16 protein-coding genes are annotated in these 15239 nt (G+C 72.3%); 4 read left to right on the forward strand and 12 right to left on the reverse strand.

All coding sequences use genetic code 11. The features are described 5' to 3' along the window. Positions 1 to 33: 33 nt before the first annotated feature. The 3 genes from Nocox_RS11450 to Nocox_RS11460 form a co-directional block, all read right to left on the reverse strand. Complete coding sequence (locus Nocox_RS11450) at positions 34 to 936, reverse strand: alpha/beta hydrolase family protein (RefSeq protein ID WP_033410202.1); 903 nt, start codon at positions 934 to 936, stop codon at positions 34 to 36. Between the two features lie 96 nt (positions 937 to 1032). After that, positions 1033 to 4050 (reverse strand): helix-turn-helix transcriptional regulator, encoded by a 3018-nt coding sequence (locus tag Nocox_RS11455; protein ID WP_157383268.1) that lies wholly within the window; start codon positions 4048 to 4050, stop codon positions 1033 to 1035. A 178-nt stretch (positions 4051 to 4228) separates the two neighbouring features. Continuing rightward, entirely contained in the window at positions 4229 to 4669 is a 441-nt protein-coding gene (locus Nocox_RS11460) for an ATP-binding protein (protein WP_020545331.1), read from the reverse strand. A 98-nt stretch (positions 4670 to 4767) separates the two neighbouring features. Between Nocox_RS11460 and Nocox_RS11465 the strand changes: the two genes are divergently transcribed. Further along, complete coding sequence (locus Nocox_RS11465; protein ID WP_020545332.1) at positions 4768 to 5583, forward strand: GntR family transcriptional regulator; 816 nt, start codon at positions 4768 to 4770, stop codon at positions 5581 to 5583. 62 nt (positions 5584 to 5645) lie between these two features. On the opposite strand, the gene Nocox_RS11470 is transcribed toward Nocox_RS11465, so the two are convergent. After that, positions 5646 to 5831, reverse strand: a complete 186-nt coding sequence (locus Nocox_RS11470; protein ID WP_020545333.1) for a hypothetical protein — start codon at positions 5829 to 5831, stop codon at positions 5646 to 5648. Positions 5832 to 5922: 91 nt separating this feature from the next. Continuing rightward, positions 5923 to 6396: a lamin tail domain-containing protein gene (locus tag Nocox_RS11475; RefSeq protein ID WP_020545334.1), complete on the reverse strand. Its 474-nt coding sequence runs from the start codon at positions 6394 to 6396 to the stop codon at positions 5923 to 5925. Between the two features lie 155 nt (positions 6397 to 6551). Here Nocox_RS11475 and Nocox_RS11480 point away from each other — a divergent pair, with 155 nt between their 5' ends. Further along, complete coding sequence (locus Nocox_RS11480) at positions 6552 to 7475, forward strand: FG-GAP repeat domain-containing protein (protein WP_084685802.1); 924 nt, start codon at positions 6552 to 6554, stop codon at positions 7473 to 7475. 84 nt (positions 7476 to 7559) lie between these two features. Here Nocox_RS11480 and Nocox_RS11485 read toward each other — a convergent pair whose 3' ends face one another. The 7 genes from Nocox_RS11485 to Nocox_RS11515 form a co-directional block, all read right to left on the reverse strand. Continuing rightward, entirely contained in the window at positions 7560 to 7982 is a 423-nt protein-coding gene (locus tag Nocox_RS11485) for a hypothetical protein (RefSeq protein ID WP_020545336.1), read from the reverse strand. Further along, on the reverse strand, positions 7979 to 8233 hold the full coding sequence (locus Nocox_RS11490; RefSeq protein WP_157383269.1) for a hypothetical protein: 255 nt from the start codon (positions 8231 to 8233) through the stop codon (positions 7979 to 7981). The genes Nocox_RS11485 and Nocox_RS11490 overlap by 4 nt, the downstream gene beginning before the upstream one ends. A 66-nt stretch (positions 8234 to 8299) precedes the next feature. Next, positions 8300 to 9271 (reverse strand): branched-chain amino acid ABC transporter permease, encoded by a 972-nt coding sequence (locus Nocox_RS11495; RefSeq protein ID WP_020545338.1) that lies wholly within the window; start codon positions 9269 to 9271, stop codon positions 8300 to 8302. Continuing rightward, entirely contained in the window at positions 9268 to 10128 is an 861-nt protein-coding gene (locus Nocox_RS11500) for a branched-chain amino acid ABC transporter permease (RefSeq protein WP_020545339.1), read from the reverse strand. The genes Nocox_RS11495 and Nocox_RS11500 overlap by 4 nt, the downstream gene beginning before the upstream one ends. Further along, complete coding sequence (locus Nocox_RS11505) at positions 10125 to 10787, reverse strand: ABC transporter ATP-binding protein (protein ID WP_211212750.1); 663 nt, start codon at positions 10785 to 10787, stop codon at positions 10125 to 10127. The genes Nocox_RS11500 and Nocox_RS11505 overlap by 4 nt, the downstream gene beginning before the upstream one ends. After that, positions 10784 to 11539 (reverse strand): ABC transporter ATP-binding protein, encoded by a 756-nt coding sequence (locus Nocox_RS11510; protein ID WP_020545341.1) that lies wholly within the window; start codon positions 11537 to 11539, stop codon positions 10784 to 10786. The genes Nocox_RS11505 and Nocox_RS11510 overlap by 4 nt, the downstream gene beginning before the upstream one ends. Positions 11540 to 11542: 3 nt before the next feature. Continuing rightward, positions 11543 to 12736, reverse strand: coding sequence for an ABC transporter substrate-binding protein (locus tag Nocox_RS11515; RefSeq protein ID WP_020545342.1), 1194 nt, complete (start codon positions 12734 to 12736; stop codon positions 11543 to 11545). Positions 12737 to 12824: 88 nt separating this feature from the next. Between Nocox_RS11515 and Nocox_RS11520 the strand changes: the two genes are divergently transcribed. Both Nocox_RS11520 and Nocox_RS11525 read left to right on the forward strand, forming a co-directional pair. Then, the gene (locus tag Nocox_RS11520; RefSeq protein WP_020545343.1) at positions 12825 to 13682 is read left to right on the forward strand and encodes a PaaX family transcriptional regulator; all 858 of its coding nucleotides are present in this window, start codon (positions 12825 to 12827) and stop codon (positions 13680 to 13682) included. Positions 13683 to 13702: 20 nt separating this feature from the next. Beyond that, positions 13703 to 15196 (forward strand): acyl-CoA synthetase, encoded by a 1494-nt coding sequence (locus tag Nocox_RS11525; RefSeq protein ID WP_020545344.1) that lies wholly within the window; start codon positions 13703 to 13705, stop codon positions 15194 to 15196. Positions 15197 to 15239 lie beyond the last annotated feature (43 nt).

The following is a 15239-nucleotide window of genomic DNA, read 5'->3' on the forward strand; positions in this document are numbered from 1 at the left end:
TGATCGGGAGCGGCCGTCGCCGTCCTCAGGGGGTCAGCCGTTCGGGCAGGTGTCGCGGTACTCGGAGATGGCGATGCTGCGCGGGGCCGGGCAGAGGAACGGGTCGTAGCGGGTGTCGTCGTCCACCCAGCGCTTCAGCCAGGCCACCATCGACTTGGCCATGGTGGTGTTCGTGGTCTGCGGGAAGAAGTGGCTGGCGCCGGCCAGCTCCAGGTACGCCTTCTCGGACGAGGCCGGGATGCTGGTGTAGAAGGGCTGAGAGTGGGTGGCGACCGGGGCGATGGAGTCGGTCTGGCCGCCGATGATCATGGTGGGGACGCGGATGCCGCTCCACGTCTTGGTGAGGTTCCAGGGCGCGATCGGTACGGCGGCCTGCAGCGAGGGGCGGTCGTTCGCGGCTTCGAGGGTGCCGCCGCCGCCCATCGAGTGCCCGGCCACCGCCAGCCGCGAGCTGTCGATGCGGCTGCGGATCGTGGTCGAGCTGCGCTGCGTCAGGTAGTCGAGCGCGGCGAGGAGCTGGCGGCCACGGCTGGCGGGCTGGTCGTAGATCGTGTTGGTCTCGATGCCGATGACCACGAAGCCGTGCGAGGCGATCCGCGGGCCGAGCCAGGCCAGACTGGACCAGGTGGCGGTGTAGCCGGGGGAGATGGCGATCGCGCCGAACGTCCCCTGGCTGGTGTCCGTCGGGTAGTAGATCACGCCGCCGCCGAAGCCGCTGACGCTGAGCGAGGAGACGCTCTGCTGGGAGGTGGCGAACGGGCCGCGGCTCGCCTCCAGCAGGGAGTCCGTGGGGTTGGGGCCGCGCTCGTACGGGCTCGCGGCCTGGGCCGGCGCGGCGGTCGCGATGCCGCCGGCGACGAGGGTGAGTGCGAGGGTGAGCGCGGAGGTGAGCTTGGTCAACGTTCGCGCGCGGCGGTGGGGGGTGGAGTGCTGCACGTCGTCATACTCCCTGCTCGTGGGGGGTTACTGCCGTACCTCGCCATTGTTGGGACGGGCAGTCAGGCGCGCATCGGTGAAATCACCGGTTCACGTTCAGGAAATGAACAGGCGGGTCAGCTCGACCCGCGAGCGCACGCCGAGCCGGCTGAAGATGTTGCGCAGGTGGTGCTCGACGGTACGGCGGCTCAGGAAGAGCTGCTCGGCGATCTCCTTGTTGGTCGCGCCCCCGGCGACCATCCGGGCGATCTGGAGCTGCTGGGCGGTGAGGGGAGCCGCCGTGCCCGGGGCGGCGGCGGTGGGGCGGGTCGTGTCGCCGGAGGCGCGCAGCTCGGTCCGCGCCTGGTCGGTCCACAGGCGGGCGCCGTAGCGTTCGAACGTCTCCAGGGCGGCGTGCAGATGGTTGCGGGCGGCGCCGGGGCGGCGCTCGCGGCGCAGGGCGCTCCCGTACAGCAGACGGGTGCGGGCCGTCTCGAACTCGCACAGTCCCTGCCCGTGCAGCTCCAGCGCCTCCAGGAACAGCTCGTCGCCCTCGCCCGCCGGGGCGAGCAGCGCGCGGCAGCGGGCCACGAGGGCGCGCAGGTCGGGGCTGCGGGTGCTGCCGACCCAGCGTTCGAGCACGCGCAGCGCCGCCGCCGCCCGCTCGCGGTCACCGGTACGCGCACACGCCTCGATCAGGTGCGGCGTCGCCATGACGCGGATGACGACGTGGCTGTTGCGGCGTTCCGCGCGCAGCCGCTGGGCGGCGTCGGCCGGGCGGCCCGCGGCCAGGTCGAGGTAGGCGAGCGCCCAGTTGCCGATCGCGCCCGCGAGGCCGAGGTCGTGGGCGGCGGCGAGGTCGATGGCGGCGTCGGCGCGTACCCGGCAGGTCTCCTGGTCGCCCTCCACCGCCGCGGTGATCGCCAGCCAGGCGAGGTGCTGGGCCGCCGTGTTGAGCTGCCCGGTCTCCTGCGCCAGGCGCAGCCCGCGGGCGGCGGTCTCGGCGAGCGAGGCGTAGCGGCCGGTCCAGTAGTCCGGGTAGATCATGTACTCGAGGAGCTGGGGGATCGCGGAGGCGACGCCGCGGACGCGGGCGGACTCGACGGCGCGGGCCGACAGGCGGTGGGCGATGGCGTCCTCGCCGAGCAGCATGCTGGCCACGCACGCCCAGACGAGGACGGACGGGTCCTGTACGGACTCGGCCAGCTCGACCACGCGCCGGAGCGGGCCCGCGGCCTCCTCGTGCGAGCCGCTGAACGTGGCCGCCATGCCCGCCAGATACTCGAACATCAGCTCCGTCGGGGCGCTCTCGTCCGTCCGGCGCAGCGCGGCGGCGTGGCGGGCGATCGCGATGAACGCCCTGTTGTCGCCCGCCCGGTAGCTGGCGTCGGCGGCCCTGACCAGGGCGCGGACGCCGAGGACGCGCTGGTCGCCGTCCAGCAGCCGGCCGGCGGCGGCCAGCAGCTCCGCGCGGGCGCTGCCGGTCTCACCGCCGAGCAGCTCCAGGCTGCCGCGCAGGAGCTGTACGCGGCCACGCAGCTCGTCGGGCGGGGCGGCGCCGGGCGCGGCCGGGTCGGGGGCGGTCAGGGCGCGCAGCCGGGCGAGGAGGGAACGGGCGGCCTGGGGGCGGCCGGAGGTCCAGGCGAGCCGGGCGGCGGCGGCCAGGCGCTCGGCCTTGAGCGTGGGGTGGGCGGTGAGGTCGGCGGCGCGTTCCAGCGCCAGGTACGGCTCCGGATGGTCGTCCAGGGGACGCGCGGCCACGGCGGTCAGGGCGGACACGGCGGCGGCCAGGTCGTCGGCGAGGCGCGCGGCGGGGGCGTCCAGCGCCCACGACCGGTGCCAGGCCCGCCGCAGCCGCGCGCCGGCGGCGTCGCCGGGAGCGTCGGGGCGCGCGGCCGGGTCGAGCCGGGCGCGGCGGTCACGACGGCGGCCGGTGCGCCGGTCGTCGCCGTGCCGGTCGTCGCCGTGCCGGTCGTCGCTGTGCCGGTCGCTGTGCCGGTCGCTGTGCCGGTCGCCGTGGCGGTCGCCGTGCCGGTCATGGTGGCGGTCATGGTGGCGGTCATGGTGGCGGGCGGGGGGCGTGGTGAGCAGGGCGGCGAGGAGGTGGTGGGCGTGCCGGCGCTCGGACAGGGAGGCGTCGCCGTAGGCCACGGCGCGTACGGCCGGGTCGCGGAAGGCGTACCGGTCGCCGGTGGCGAGCAGGACGCCGGCCCGCTCGGCCGGTTCGAGCGCGGTCAGGGCGCAGGCGGGGCGGGCGGCCCGGAGGAGGGTGGCCACGTCGAGGACGGGATCGGCGGCGATCAGGAGCAGCAGCCGCCGGGTCTCGCGGGGGAGGGCGGCGAGCAGCGCGGCGTGCTCACGCCACAGCCGCCCGCTTCGGGGGAGCGTCGTGGGAGGGGCGGCGGCCCCGGAGAGCTGGTCGGGGGTGAGCGAGCCGATGAGCTCGGTGAGCGCGAGCGGGTTGCCGCGGGCGACGGCGTCGAGCGCCGCGACCAGATCCTCCGGCAGCCGCCGCTCCGGCGTGAGGTCGGCGGCCAGCTCCCGTACGGCCTCCTGCCCGAGCCCTTCGACGGCCCGGACCGGCACGCCGTCGAGCCCGGACGGCGATCGGGCGGCGAACAGGAGGGCGACGCGCGCCCGGCCGAGGCGACGGGCCGCGAACGCGAGCGCGTCCCTGCTGACCGGATCGAGGTGGTCCACGTCGTCCACGCAAGCGAGCACAGGGCTACCGCCTGTGGCGACCGCCGTCAGCAGACCGAGCACGGCGGCGGGCAGTGCGAGGCCGGGAGCCGTCGTACCGGACTCCAGCGCCTCCCGCAGAGCACGGACCTGCGCCTCGGGAAGCACGTCCGCCGCTCCGGCGATCGGGCCGAGCAGGCCGTGCAGCCCCGCGTACGGCAGCCGCGACTCCGCCGCCACGCCGGACACCCGCAGCACCAGGAAATCGGGCGTCGCGCGGGCCACGGCCAGATCGAGCAGCGCCGTCTTGCCGATGCCCGCCCCGCCCGTCAGCAGCAGGGCTCCGCCCCGCCCGTCGCGGGCGTCGTCCAGCAGCCGCAGCAGTACGCTCTCCTCGTCGCCGCGCCCGCGCAGCAGGGGCATGGGCGGGCGCGGATGATCCTGGCCCGGTGACACGCCCACCAGTGTTACCCGGACATGTCATCTCTGAAAGGGCCCCCGGTCAGGAGGCCGGTGATTTCCCCGATGCGGGGAACGCCAGCGCGGGTGCCCCATCAGAAGGGCGTTCCATTGGGCGGCCGGTCGCTCCGGCTGATCCAGCGCGCCGGACTCCTGCTCTGCTCGTCCGCAGTCATCACATCTCCTCAAGGTCCGATACGGCTGCCCGCGCGCTTTCCGCGGTGAGAACCTCGGCCCAGATCACCCGGCCACCGAGGGCGTTGTCGCCCACGCCCCAGCGCAGCGCCGTCTCCGCGACGAGGTGCAGACCGCGTCCTGAGCAGTCCAGGATGTCGGAACGGCGGACATGGGGGACGGTCAGGCCGCCGTCGTCCATGACGTCGATCCTGGCCAACTGGTCGCCGATGCTTCGTACGTCGAGGGTGATCAGGCCGCCCGCCAGGCCGGAGATTGAGTGCTGTACGGCGTTGGCGACCAGCTCGGTGACCACGAGCTGCACATCGGCGACGTCCTGGTGTCCCGCGGCCGTAAGGACGATCTTGACGCAGTGGCGGGCCACCCGTACCGAGCCGAGTTCGCCCGGGAGCGCCAGCTCGGCAAGGAATCTGTCGGCCATCCCTGCATCACCTGTTGTTTCACCGCATGCGGTGGAGCGAGCCAGGCGCTTCCATCACTGTCTGTATACGTGATTGAGCAAATCGTATACGAACTTGTATGCGCGTGTACGCTCTTCTCAACCAAGAGCGGCGATTCGAGGAGGTGGCGGTGACGGAACGGATACCCGCCTACGAACGCATCGCCGACCATCTCCGGCAGAAGATCCGGGCAGGTGATCTCGCTGCGGGGAGCCGCCTGTCGCCTCACCGCGTCATGGCCGAGGAGTACGGGGTCTCGGAGATCATCATTCGTCGCGCGATGGATCTGCTACGGACGGAAGGGCTGATCGAATCCAGGCGCGGGTCAGGAACGTTCGTCCGACCGTCGTCGCCCGTACGCCGGATCTCGATGGACCGCTACCTGGCGGACAAGGGCCCCCAGGCGGAGCCGCGAACGTCGTTCACCAAGGACCAGGGCATCGCGTGGTCGCAGTACAGGCTGGACAAGGCGTTCGCCTGGATCGAGGCGGATGAACGCCTGGCCGGCCTGTTCGGTGTCCCTGCCGGCACGCGCGTGCTGGAGCGGCGCTTCGTGTTCTACGCCTTGGGGGCGCCGAGCCAGTTGAGCCGTTCGTGCCTGCTCGCCTCCGACGTCGAGGGAATGCCGGTGGCCGACCCGGCTAACGAGCCGTGGCCTGGCGGCAACATCGGCCAGCTTCGCTCGCTCGGCATCGAGGTGAACGGCGGCATCGTCGAAGAGACGGCGGTGCGGATGCCGACACCGGAGGAGGCAGGGCTGCTCGGCATCGGGGCGGGTGTGCCGGTGTTCGCCATCACCCGGCAGATGTTCTCGGACGGCCGGGTGGTGGAGGTGGCCGACCCGATCGTGATCCCGGGTGACCGCGCGGTCCGGATCGACCGGATCTCTGTCTGACCGTCGTGAACGGGGCAACTGGCCGGTAGCATCGGGACTCCTGGCGGGAACCGCGTTCAGTTTCATCCCGGCCGCCTGGCAACCAGTACCTCGGTCGTCAACTCCTGCTCCCACCGGCCTGCCGGATTGTCGGTGAGCAGCGCCTTCCTCAGTGCCTCGACGAAGACGTGCAGCCGGTCGCCGAGTACGCCGGGCGAGCTGTAGGAGTAGGAAAGCTGCAGCCCGACCAGCCCCTCTACGTCCCACACCAGCCGCCGCGTGAACGTACCGCCGCACTGCCGTACGCCGGGCGGTATTTCGCGTAGTACGCCGCAGCGCCGCCGAACAAGTCGTCCTCGATCAGCAGTTCTTGTAGGCGTGGCGGCTGCTGTTGTACGAGCACTTGTGGACGAGCTGACCGCGCGCGTTGCGGAGATACCCGGTGTCCTTGGTCTGGTTCCAGATGTAGGCGAAGGTGCCGCCGCCGCTCCTGCCCCAGTACAGCGTGGTGGAGGTGTCGCGGCCCTTGCCGGTGCGCAGGGTGACCGTCTTGCCGGCCCTGAGGGTGAACGTGCCGAACGTGTAGACGTGGTCCGCTCGGGCCGTCTCGTCGCGGACGGTCCAGCCGCTGAGGTTGACCGCGCTCCGGCCGGTGTTCCTGATCTGTACGTACTCGCCGTTGAGGCTGCTGTTCGCGCCGGAGTCCGGTGAGCCGGGCGAGTCGTACCAGATCCGGGAGATCTTCACCGTGGGGGCGGCGGCCTGGGCGGGAGCCGCCGGCGTGAGAGCGACGGCGGCGGCCACCAGGGCGGCGACAGGGGCGACAAGGCGCACTTGTGGTCCTTCAGGGGTGGATGTGTAGGTCGTGTGTATGACGCCCCATAAAGGGCTGGCGTTCACGTGTCCTCAAGAGGATCCGTCTTACCGTCGGGAACAGCCGGTGGCATCATCGCGAGCAGGGGAGGCCGACAACCGGAAAGGCTGATCGCATGAGGCAGCGCGGTACGCGGCACGAGCGTCGATTACGGCTGGTGAAGAGCTGTCGCGTCATGGCGGCCGCCCTTCTCGCGGTCACGGTCCTGGTCCATCCGTATCCCGCACACGCCGAAGCCGTCTCGTGGGTGGAAGGCGTCGAGGACTGGGACGGAGACGGTCATCAGGATCTGATCGCGAGCAGGGCCATCGAGCCGGAAGTGCAGGTGTATCCAGGGATCGGCACGCGCGGCTGGAGTTACAAGCTGCCCGCCACCGTAGCGTGGGGGTGGCCCTGGAACGTGATCGTGAGCGCGGTCGGCGACTGGGACGGAGACGGCCACCAGGATCTGGTCGTCCGGTACGGGGATGAGTTCTACCTGTATCCCGGCGACGGCAAGACGGCGATGACGCCTCCTGTGAAGATCAACGACGGTGGCGTCGGCTACTCACTCAGAGCTCTTGCCGATTGGGATCGCGACGGCTTTCAGGACCTCATCGTCCAGAACGTGAAGTCGTGGGACGTGTACATGATCCCCGGCAACGGGAAGCGCGCTCACAGTGCGCCGGGGTGGGTGCTGATCGGCACCGGTCTCCAGGACCACAACCTGCAAGATGTCGCGGACTGGGACCACGACGGTCACCAGGATCTGCTGCTCTGGCAGGACGGCACCGAGATCCTGTGGCTCTACCCCGGTGAGAGCGTGCGCGGGCTCAGCGGGCAGAAACCCGCCAAGCTCAGCGACGGGTGGAACTGGCGGTACGGTCGCTGGCTCTGCGGGGTCGCGGACTGGGACGGCGACGGCCATCAGGATCTCATCGCCGCCGATGTCCAGACACGGGACGTCGAATACCCGGACGTGTGGCTCTACCCGGGTGAAAGCCGCCGAGGACCCAGTACGCAAGAGCCGGTGCGCATCTTCTCCGGCGTGACCTGCTAGGCGCCTCGTCCTTCCCGTTCGTCATCGGCTGGTGACGCCGTCTGGCGGTGCCGAGTGGAGGGTGCCCGGATTCGGACGCGCGGATCAGTTCAGATCGGCGACCTCGACCAGTTCGACCCGCCACGGCAGGTGCGCCTTGACGGTGTCCCAGCGGCCCGCGTCGGCGGTGAGGACGGGCCAGTCCAAGTGCTGGGAGACCGCGATCACGTGGGCGGCTGCCATGTCGGCCGGTGGTTCCATGCGAGCCGTCACCTCGGCCAGTCGAACGGCCTCCGTGTGCGCCGCGACCGGCTCCAGGGACAGGTGCTCCAGGATGTCGGTCAAGCCGCGGAGGACCAGCCGCTGGTCGGGCGACAGCGCCGCCTCGGCGGCGGCGAACGCGATGACCGGCACGCTGGTGCGTACGTGGGCGCGGTCGAAGGAGACGACGAGCTGGTGCAGGCCGAGGTCGCGGCGGCCCAGCTCGATCAGGACGGTGTCGTCCAGCACGTAGCCGAACGGGATCACCGGCCGGCCTCGCGAGCGCGCAGGATCTGGATCGCCCGCTCGGTCTGCCGCTCGGCCCGGGCCATGCCCTCGGTGTCCTCCTCAGCCTGGGCGAGCACCTCCTGGTAGGCCAGCCGGGCGCGGGTCTTCTCGGTCTCGTGCTGGTCGAGCAGGTCGGTCAGCACGGCGGCCAGCGTGGTGCCCCGGCCCCGTTCGTCGGCGATGGCGTTGAGCCGGTCGCGCACCGCCTTGGGAACTTTGATCGTTGTCATATCGTAAGTCATACCGAAAGACTACCTAGTAGACGTCCGGTATGACGAGAAACGTGGAGTCCCAGGTCAGCGGGTCTCCACGGAGCGTTCCCTGGACAAAAGTCTTCTGACCGCCGGTACGAGGCCGTTCGGCAGGAAGAGCACCACGCCGATCAGGACGAGGGCGTAGACCGCGTACGACAGCGCGCCCGGCGCGTACGACGGCATGCCCGGCAGGTTGGCGAGCCGGTCCAGCCCCTGGACGAGGAGCGTGACGGCGGCCGCCCCCACGACCGCCCCCCAGATCGTGCCGAGCCCGCCGACGACCGCCATGACGATGTACTGGATGGAGATCAGCACGGGGAACGACCCCGGCGCCACGTACCCGGTGTAGAAGCAGTAGATGCCGCCGGCGAGCCCGGCGAAGGCGGCGGACAGGGCGAGGACGGCGAGCTTGTAGCGGCCGACCGGGATGCCGGACGAGGCGGCGGCGGTCTCGCTGGTGGCCAGGGCGCGCAGGGCGCGGCCGGGGCGGGAGGCGATGACGTTCCGCGTGACCAGCATGACCAGCGCCAGCCCGGCCCACGTCAGGTACGCGTACGCGGTGACCCCGCTCGCCTCGAACGACCAGGCGGAGAACGGCGGGATGGCCTGCAGGCCGATGTCCCCGCCGGTGAAGTCGAGCTGCCCGGCGAGCGAGAGGAGGATGAGCTGCATGGCGAGCGTGGCGAAGGCCAGGTGGTGGCCGCGCAGGCGCAGCAGCGGCAGGCCGACGACGAGGGCGAACGCGGCGGCCGCCACGGGCGCGGCGAGCAGGCCGAGCAGTGGCGGCAGGCCGTTCAGCGCGAGCAGCGCGGCCGTGTACGCGCCCAGCCCGTAGAAGGCGCCCTGCCCGAGCGAGACCTGCCCCGCGTACCCCATGAGCAGCGACACCCCGACCGTGACCATGGCGGCGAGGCCGAGCAGGACGTACACGGCGAGGGCGCTGTCGTCGAGCACGGCGGGCAGCGCGAGCGTGACGGCGGCGGCCAGCGGCCCGAAGGCCCGTCGAAGGCTCATGTCGGCTCCTGGGAGATCGCCGGGCGGCGGCCGGCCTGCACGATCATGACGACGAGCATCAGCCCGAGGGCGATCTCCAGCTGATGGGAGCCGTAGCCGTAGCCGGCGGCCATGGTCTCGGCCACGCCCAGCAGCAGCGCGCCCACCAGCGTGATCACCGGCCGGGTCAGCGCGCCGAACACGGCCGCGGCGAAGCCGTTGACGATGAGCGTGACGTCGCTGTCGAACGAGATCGGCCGCATCGGCGTGACCAGCACCCCGGCGAGGCCGCCGAGCAGCCCGCCCAGCGCGAACGCGAGCAGCCCCATCCGGCGCACGTCGATGCCGACGACGCGGGCGGCGTACGGGTTGGAGGCGCAGGCGGTGAGCGCCTTGCCGAGGTAGGTCCGGCCGAAGAACAGCGCGAGCGCGGCGAAGGCCAGCGCCGCCACCGCGATCACCAGCAGGTGCTGGGTCTGGATCCGCGCCCCCGCGACGGTGACGGACCCGGCGAGGCCGGGCGCGGAGCGCGGCTGGTCGCCCCAGAGCACGATCTCCACCGCGTACGCCAGCACGCCCACGCCGAGCGTGACGATGAGCGACGACAGCGGCGTGGTCCCCGGCCGCCCGATCGCGGCGACGCCGGTCAGCAGCCCGGCGACGGCCGCCGCGAGCACGGCGGCGAGCTCGCTCGCGCCGTGCGGGAGGCCGAGCCCGAGCAGCGAGGACGCGCACAGCCCCGCCACCACCGCGAACGTCCCCTGCGCGAAGTTCACCACCCCGGTCACCCGGTGGATGACGACCAGGCCGCTCGCGATGAGCGCGATCGCGCACCCGACCGCGAGCCCGTTCAGCAGGTAGGTGAGGAACGCGCTCACGTGATCGCCCCGCCCAGGTAGGCGCCCGCCACCCGCGGGTCGCCGGCGAGCGCGGCCGAGTCGCCCTCGGTGACCACCCGGCCGGACTCCAGCACGTACGCCCGCCGGCACAGCTCGAACGCCAGCCGGGCGTTCTGCTCGATGAGCAGCACCGCGAGGCCGCGCGTGCGGTTGAGCTCGGCCAGGTGCCTGGCGAGGCCGGCGGTCACGTTCGGGGCCAGGCCGAGCGACAGCTCGTCCACGACGAGCACGTCGGGCCGGGACATGAGCGCCCGCCCGAACGCCACCATCTGCTGCTCGCCGCCCGACAGCACGCCCGCCCGCCGGTCCGCCAGCTCGGCCAGCCGGGGGAGCACGTCGTAGACGGCGGACGGGTCGCGGTCGCCGGAGCGCCAGCCGCCGAGCGCCAGGTTGTCGGCGACCGTGAGGTCGGGGAAGAGCTGACGCCCCTCGGGGATCAGCGCGAGCCGGCCGCCGACCGCGACCGTGCCGGAGGCGGGGCGCAGCAGCCCGGCGAGGGCGTTCGCGAGGGTGGACTTGCCGGCCCCGTTCGGGCCGAGCAGGGCGACCATCTCGCCCTCGGCGACCCTGAGGGTGACGCGGTCGAGCGCGGTCGCGGTGCCGTACGCGACCACGAGGTCCTTCACCTCGATCATCATGCGCTCTGCCCCAGGTAGGCGGCGAGGACGAGCGGGTCGTTCCTGACCTCGGCGGGCGGGCCGTCGGCGATGACCCGGCCGAGGTCGAGCACCACGATCCGGTCGGCGAGCCGGGTCACGAACGCCACGTCGTGCTCGACGAGGAGGATCGTCAGGCCGTCCGCGCGCAGCTCCTCCACCAGCTCCGCCAGGTGCTCGCGCTCCCGGCCGCGCAGCCCGGAGGCGGGCTCGTCGAGCAGCAGCAGCCGGGGCCGGGCGCACAGCGCGCGGGCGAGCTGCAGCGCCCGCTGCTGCCCGATCGGCAGCCGGTCGGCGGGCCGGTCCGCCCAGTCGGCCAGGCCGACCCGGTCCAGCGCGGCGTCGGCCCGCGCGGCGATCTCGCGTTCGTCGCGCCGGTGGCGGGGCAGCCGGAGCGCCGCCGCGACGAACCCGGCCGAGGTGCGGCCGTGCAGGCCGACCATGACGTTCTCGCGTACGGTCATGCCGCGGAAGACGCGGGCCGCCTGGAAGACGATCGACATGCCGAGCCGTGCCCGCCGGTGCGGGGCGAGCCGGTCCACCCGGCGGCCGAGGAACGAGATCTCGCCCCGTTCGGCGGCCAGGTGGCCGGTGATGAGGTTGAACAGCGTGGACTTGCCGGCGCCGTTCGGGCCGATGACGCCGCAGACCTCGCCGTCCGCGACGCCGAGGGTGACGTCGCGGACGGCGTAGACGCCCCCGAAGGAACGGGAGATTCCCTGGACGGCCAGCACCCGCTACCCCAGCGCGCTGACGGTCTTGGCCAGTTGCTCCGCCGCCCACGGGGTCGGGACGAAGGCGCCGTTCTTGACCGTGTTGACGGAGATGTACTCGGGGGAGAGCCCGGAGTGGTCGGTGGCGGAGTAGCGGAAGCGGCCGTTCGGCGTGACCAGGTCCATCGACTCCAGCGCCTGGCGCACCTTCTCCTTGTCGGTGGTGTTCGCCTTCCTGATCGCCTCGAACAGCAGCAGGCTCGCGCTGTAGCCGTCCTGGGCGAACTGCGGCGGCGGATAGCCGTGCTTCTGCCGGTACGGCTCCGCCATCTGCTCGATGACCTGCTTCTGCCGCCCGGCCGGAAGGTGCTCGCCGACGACGCCGATCGCGCTCTGCACGGTCATGCCCTCGGCCGCGGCGCCCATCGGCTCCAGCCACAGCTTGCTGGCCTGGGACGCGGTCAGGAACAGCGGCGTCTTGAGCCCGGAGGCGACGTACTGCTTGGCCGCGGTCACGCCGGGCGCGCCGGAGCCCCAGAACACCAGCGCCTCCGCCGGGGAGTCGCGCACGTGCTGGAACAGGGCGCTGAAGTCGGAGTTCGTGGTCTCGTACGGCTCGTCCACGGCGATCGTGACGCCGTACTTCCCGGCGAGGGCGGTCATCGCCTCGTGCCCGGAGACCGAGTACGCGCTCTTGGAGTCCCAGGCGACGGCGATCGTCTTGATGCCCTCGGCCTGGATGTACTGCAGGTAGCGCTCGGCGTACATGCTGGACAGCGCGGGGGTGACGAAGATGTACGACTTGATCGGCTCGACCTGCTCCTGCGCGGGCGCGAGCGACAGGTACGGCATCCTGTCGCGCTGCGCGAGCGGCTCGACCGCGAGCGCCGCGTTGGAGAAGACCGGCCCGATCAGCGCGTCGATGTCGCCCTTGATCTGGTTGTAGGCGACGATGCCCTGGTCGGGGGCGGTCTTGTCGTCGCGGGTGACCAGCTCGACCTTGCGCCCGAGCAGCCCGCCCCGCGCGTTGACCTGCTCGACCGCGAGCTCGACGGCCTTCTTGTCCTCGCTGCCGAGCGGCGTGTAGTTGCCGGTGAGCGAGACGATGAGCCCGACCTTGATCGGATCCCCGCCGCCACCGGAGCCTTCTGAGCCGCCGGAGCCGCAGGCGGCCACGGCCAGGACCACGCCCACCAGGGCGGGCAGCAACTTGCGCATTCAGGACCTCCTGACTGCGATGTGGCCCTGAATGTAGGCAGGTACATTACGGCTGTCAAGAGAGTGCCCAAGATGTGGGGAGGGGTCCATGCGGCCTCAGTCGGTGATGCTCACCTTCCTGGGGGATCACGTGCACGGGCGCGGGATCTGCGTCTCCTCCCGCAGCTTCATCGAGGCGTTCGCCAAGGTCGGCATCTCGGAGGAGGCGACCCGCTCGACCCTGACCCGCATGGTCCGGCGCGGCCTGCTGCGCCGCCACCGCTCCGGCCGGCGCATGTACTTCGGGCTCACGCCCACCAGCGCCGAGGTGCTCAGGGACGGCGAACGGCGCATCTGGCACAGCGGGGTCGTCAACGACGCCGCCGAGGACCGCTGGACGCTGATCGGCTTCTCCCTGCCCGAGTCGTGGCAGCGGCAGCGGCACGAGCTGCGTTCCCGGCTCGTCTGGTCCGGCTTCGGGCCGCTGCAGAACGGCCTCTGGATCGCCCCCGGCGAGGTGGACGCGACGGAGGTGATCGACGACCTGCGCGCCGACCTGGGCGCGAACGTCAAGGTGTTCGCCGCCGAGCCGCGCCGCCCCACGGACATGCAGGCGCTGGTGCGGGAGGCGTACGACCTGGAAGGGCTGGGCCGCCGCTACCGGGAGTTCCTGCGCCTCTGGGACCGGGCCGACCCCGCGCCCGAGGCCCCCGACGACCTCGCCCGCTCGCTGACGCTGCTGACCGGCTGGCTGCAGATCATCAGGGCCGACCCCCGGCTGCCGCTGCGCCACCTGCCCGGCGACTGGCCGGCGGAGCACGCCCAGCGGGTCTGCCACGCGCTGCACGAGCGGTTCAGGCCGGAGGCGGCGGCCGTCGCGGGTAGGCTGCTCGACACCGTGCCCGACGACTGCTGGGCGGACCTCGATTCTGGGCACAATGGTGACAGCGATCACATTATGGCCTAACTTGGGGCTGAGGAGGCCCGATGCGGAATCAGGGGATCGGCTCGTGGCCGGCCCGCAGGGCCCGCATGACGCCCGGCAGGGTCGCGCTGTCGTACCAGGGACACGACCGCACCTACGGTGAGCTGCGGGACCGCGCCTACCGGCTGGCCTCCGCGCTGGCGGCCGAGCTCGGCGTGCGGCGCGGCGACCGGGTCGCCTACCTGGGGCCGAACGAGCCCGCGCTGGTCGAGACGTTCTTCGCGGCGGGGCTGCTCGGAGCGGTGTTCGTGCCGCTCAACACCCGCCTGGCCGCCCCCGAGCTGCGCTTCGTCCTGGAGGACGCGGCACCGGCCGCGCTGCTGCTCGGCACCGGTCGTGAAGGGGCGGGCCGCGACGGCGACGGGCTGCCCGGCCGGCACGTGCCGGCGGAGGCGTACGAGGACCTGGTCGCCGCCGGCTCGGCCGCCCCGATCGACGAGCCGGTGAGCCGCGACGACGTCTGCCTGATCATGTACACCTCGGGCACCACCGGCCGCCCCAAGGGCGCCATGCTCACCCACGGCAACCTCACCTGGAACGCGGTCAACCTGCTGGTCGACGTGCCGCTCCGGCACGACGAGGTGACGCTGGTCAGCGCGCCGCTGTTCCACATCGCGGCGCTGGCGCAGACGCTGGTCCCGACCGTGCTCAAGGGTGGCCGGTGCGTCCTGGAGCCGTCGTTCGACGTGGAGCGCACGTTCGAGCTGATCGAGCGCGAGCGGGTGACGGTGATGTTCGGGGTGCCGTCGATGTTCGGCTTCCTCACGCGCTCGCCGCGCTGGGCCGGGGCCGACCTGTCGAGCCTGCGCCACCTGCTGTGCGGCGGCGCGCCGGTGCCGCTGCCGCTGATCCGGGCCTACCAGGAGCGCGGGCTGACGTTCCTCCAGGGGTACGGCATGACCGAGACCGCGCCCGGCGCGCTGTTCCTCGGGGCCGAGCACTCGGTCGACAAGGCGGGTACCGCCGGGGTGCCGTGCTTCTTCTCCGACGTCCGCCTCGTCGCCCCCGACGGCACGCCCGCCGCCCCCGGCGAGCCCGGTGAGGTGTACGTCCAGGGCCCCAACGTCATGCCGGGCTACTGGCGCCGCCCCGAGGAGAGCGCGGAGGTCCTCGACGCGGACGGCTGGTTCCGCTCGGGCGACGTCGGGATCGCCGACGAGGACGGCTACGTGCGCATCTCCGACCGCATCAAGGACGTGATCATCTCCGGCGGCGAGAACATCTACCCCGCCGAGGTCGAGAGCGTGCTCTACGGGCATCCCGCGGTCGCCGAGTGCGCGGTGATCGGCGTGCCCGACGAGCGCTGGGGCGAGGTCGGCAAGGCGCTCGTGGTGCCGCGGCCGGGCGCGGCGGCCGAGCCCGGCGACCTGCTCCGGCACCTGGACGGCCGGCTCGCCCGCTACAAGATCCCGAAATATCTGCAGTTCGTCCCCGAGCTGCCCAAGAACGCGGCGGGCAAGCTGCTCAAGGCCCCGCTCAGGAAGAGGTACGGCTAGGAGCGGCGAGAGCCCGGGGGACCCGGTCCGGGCTCTCGCCAGC

It is taken from the genome of Nonomuraea coxensis DSM 45129 (genome assembly GCF_019397265.1).
Taxonomy (GTDB): domain Bacteria; phylum Actinomycetota; class Actinomycetes; order Streptosporangiales; family Streptosporangiaceae; genus Nonomuraea; species Nonomuraea coxensis.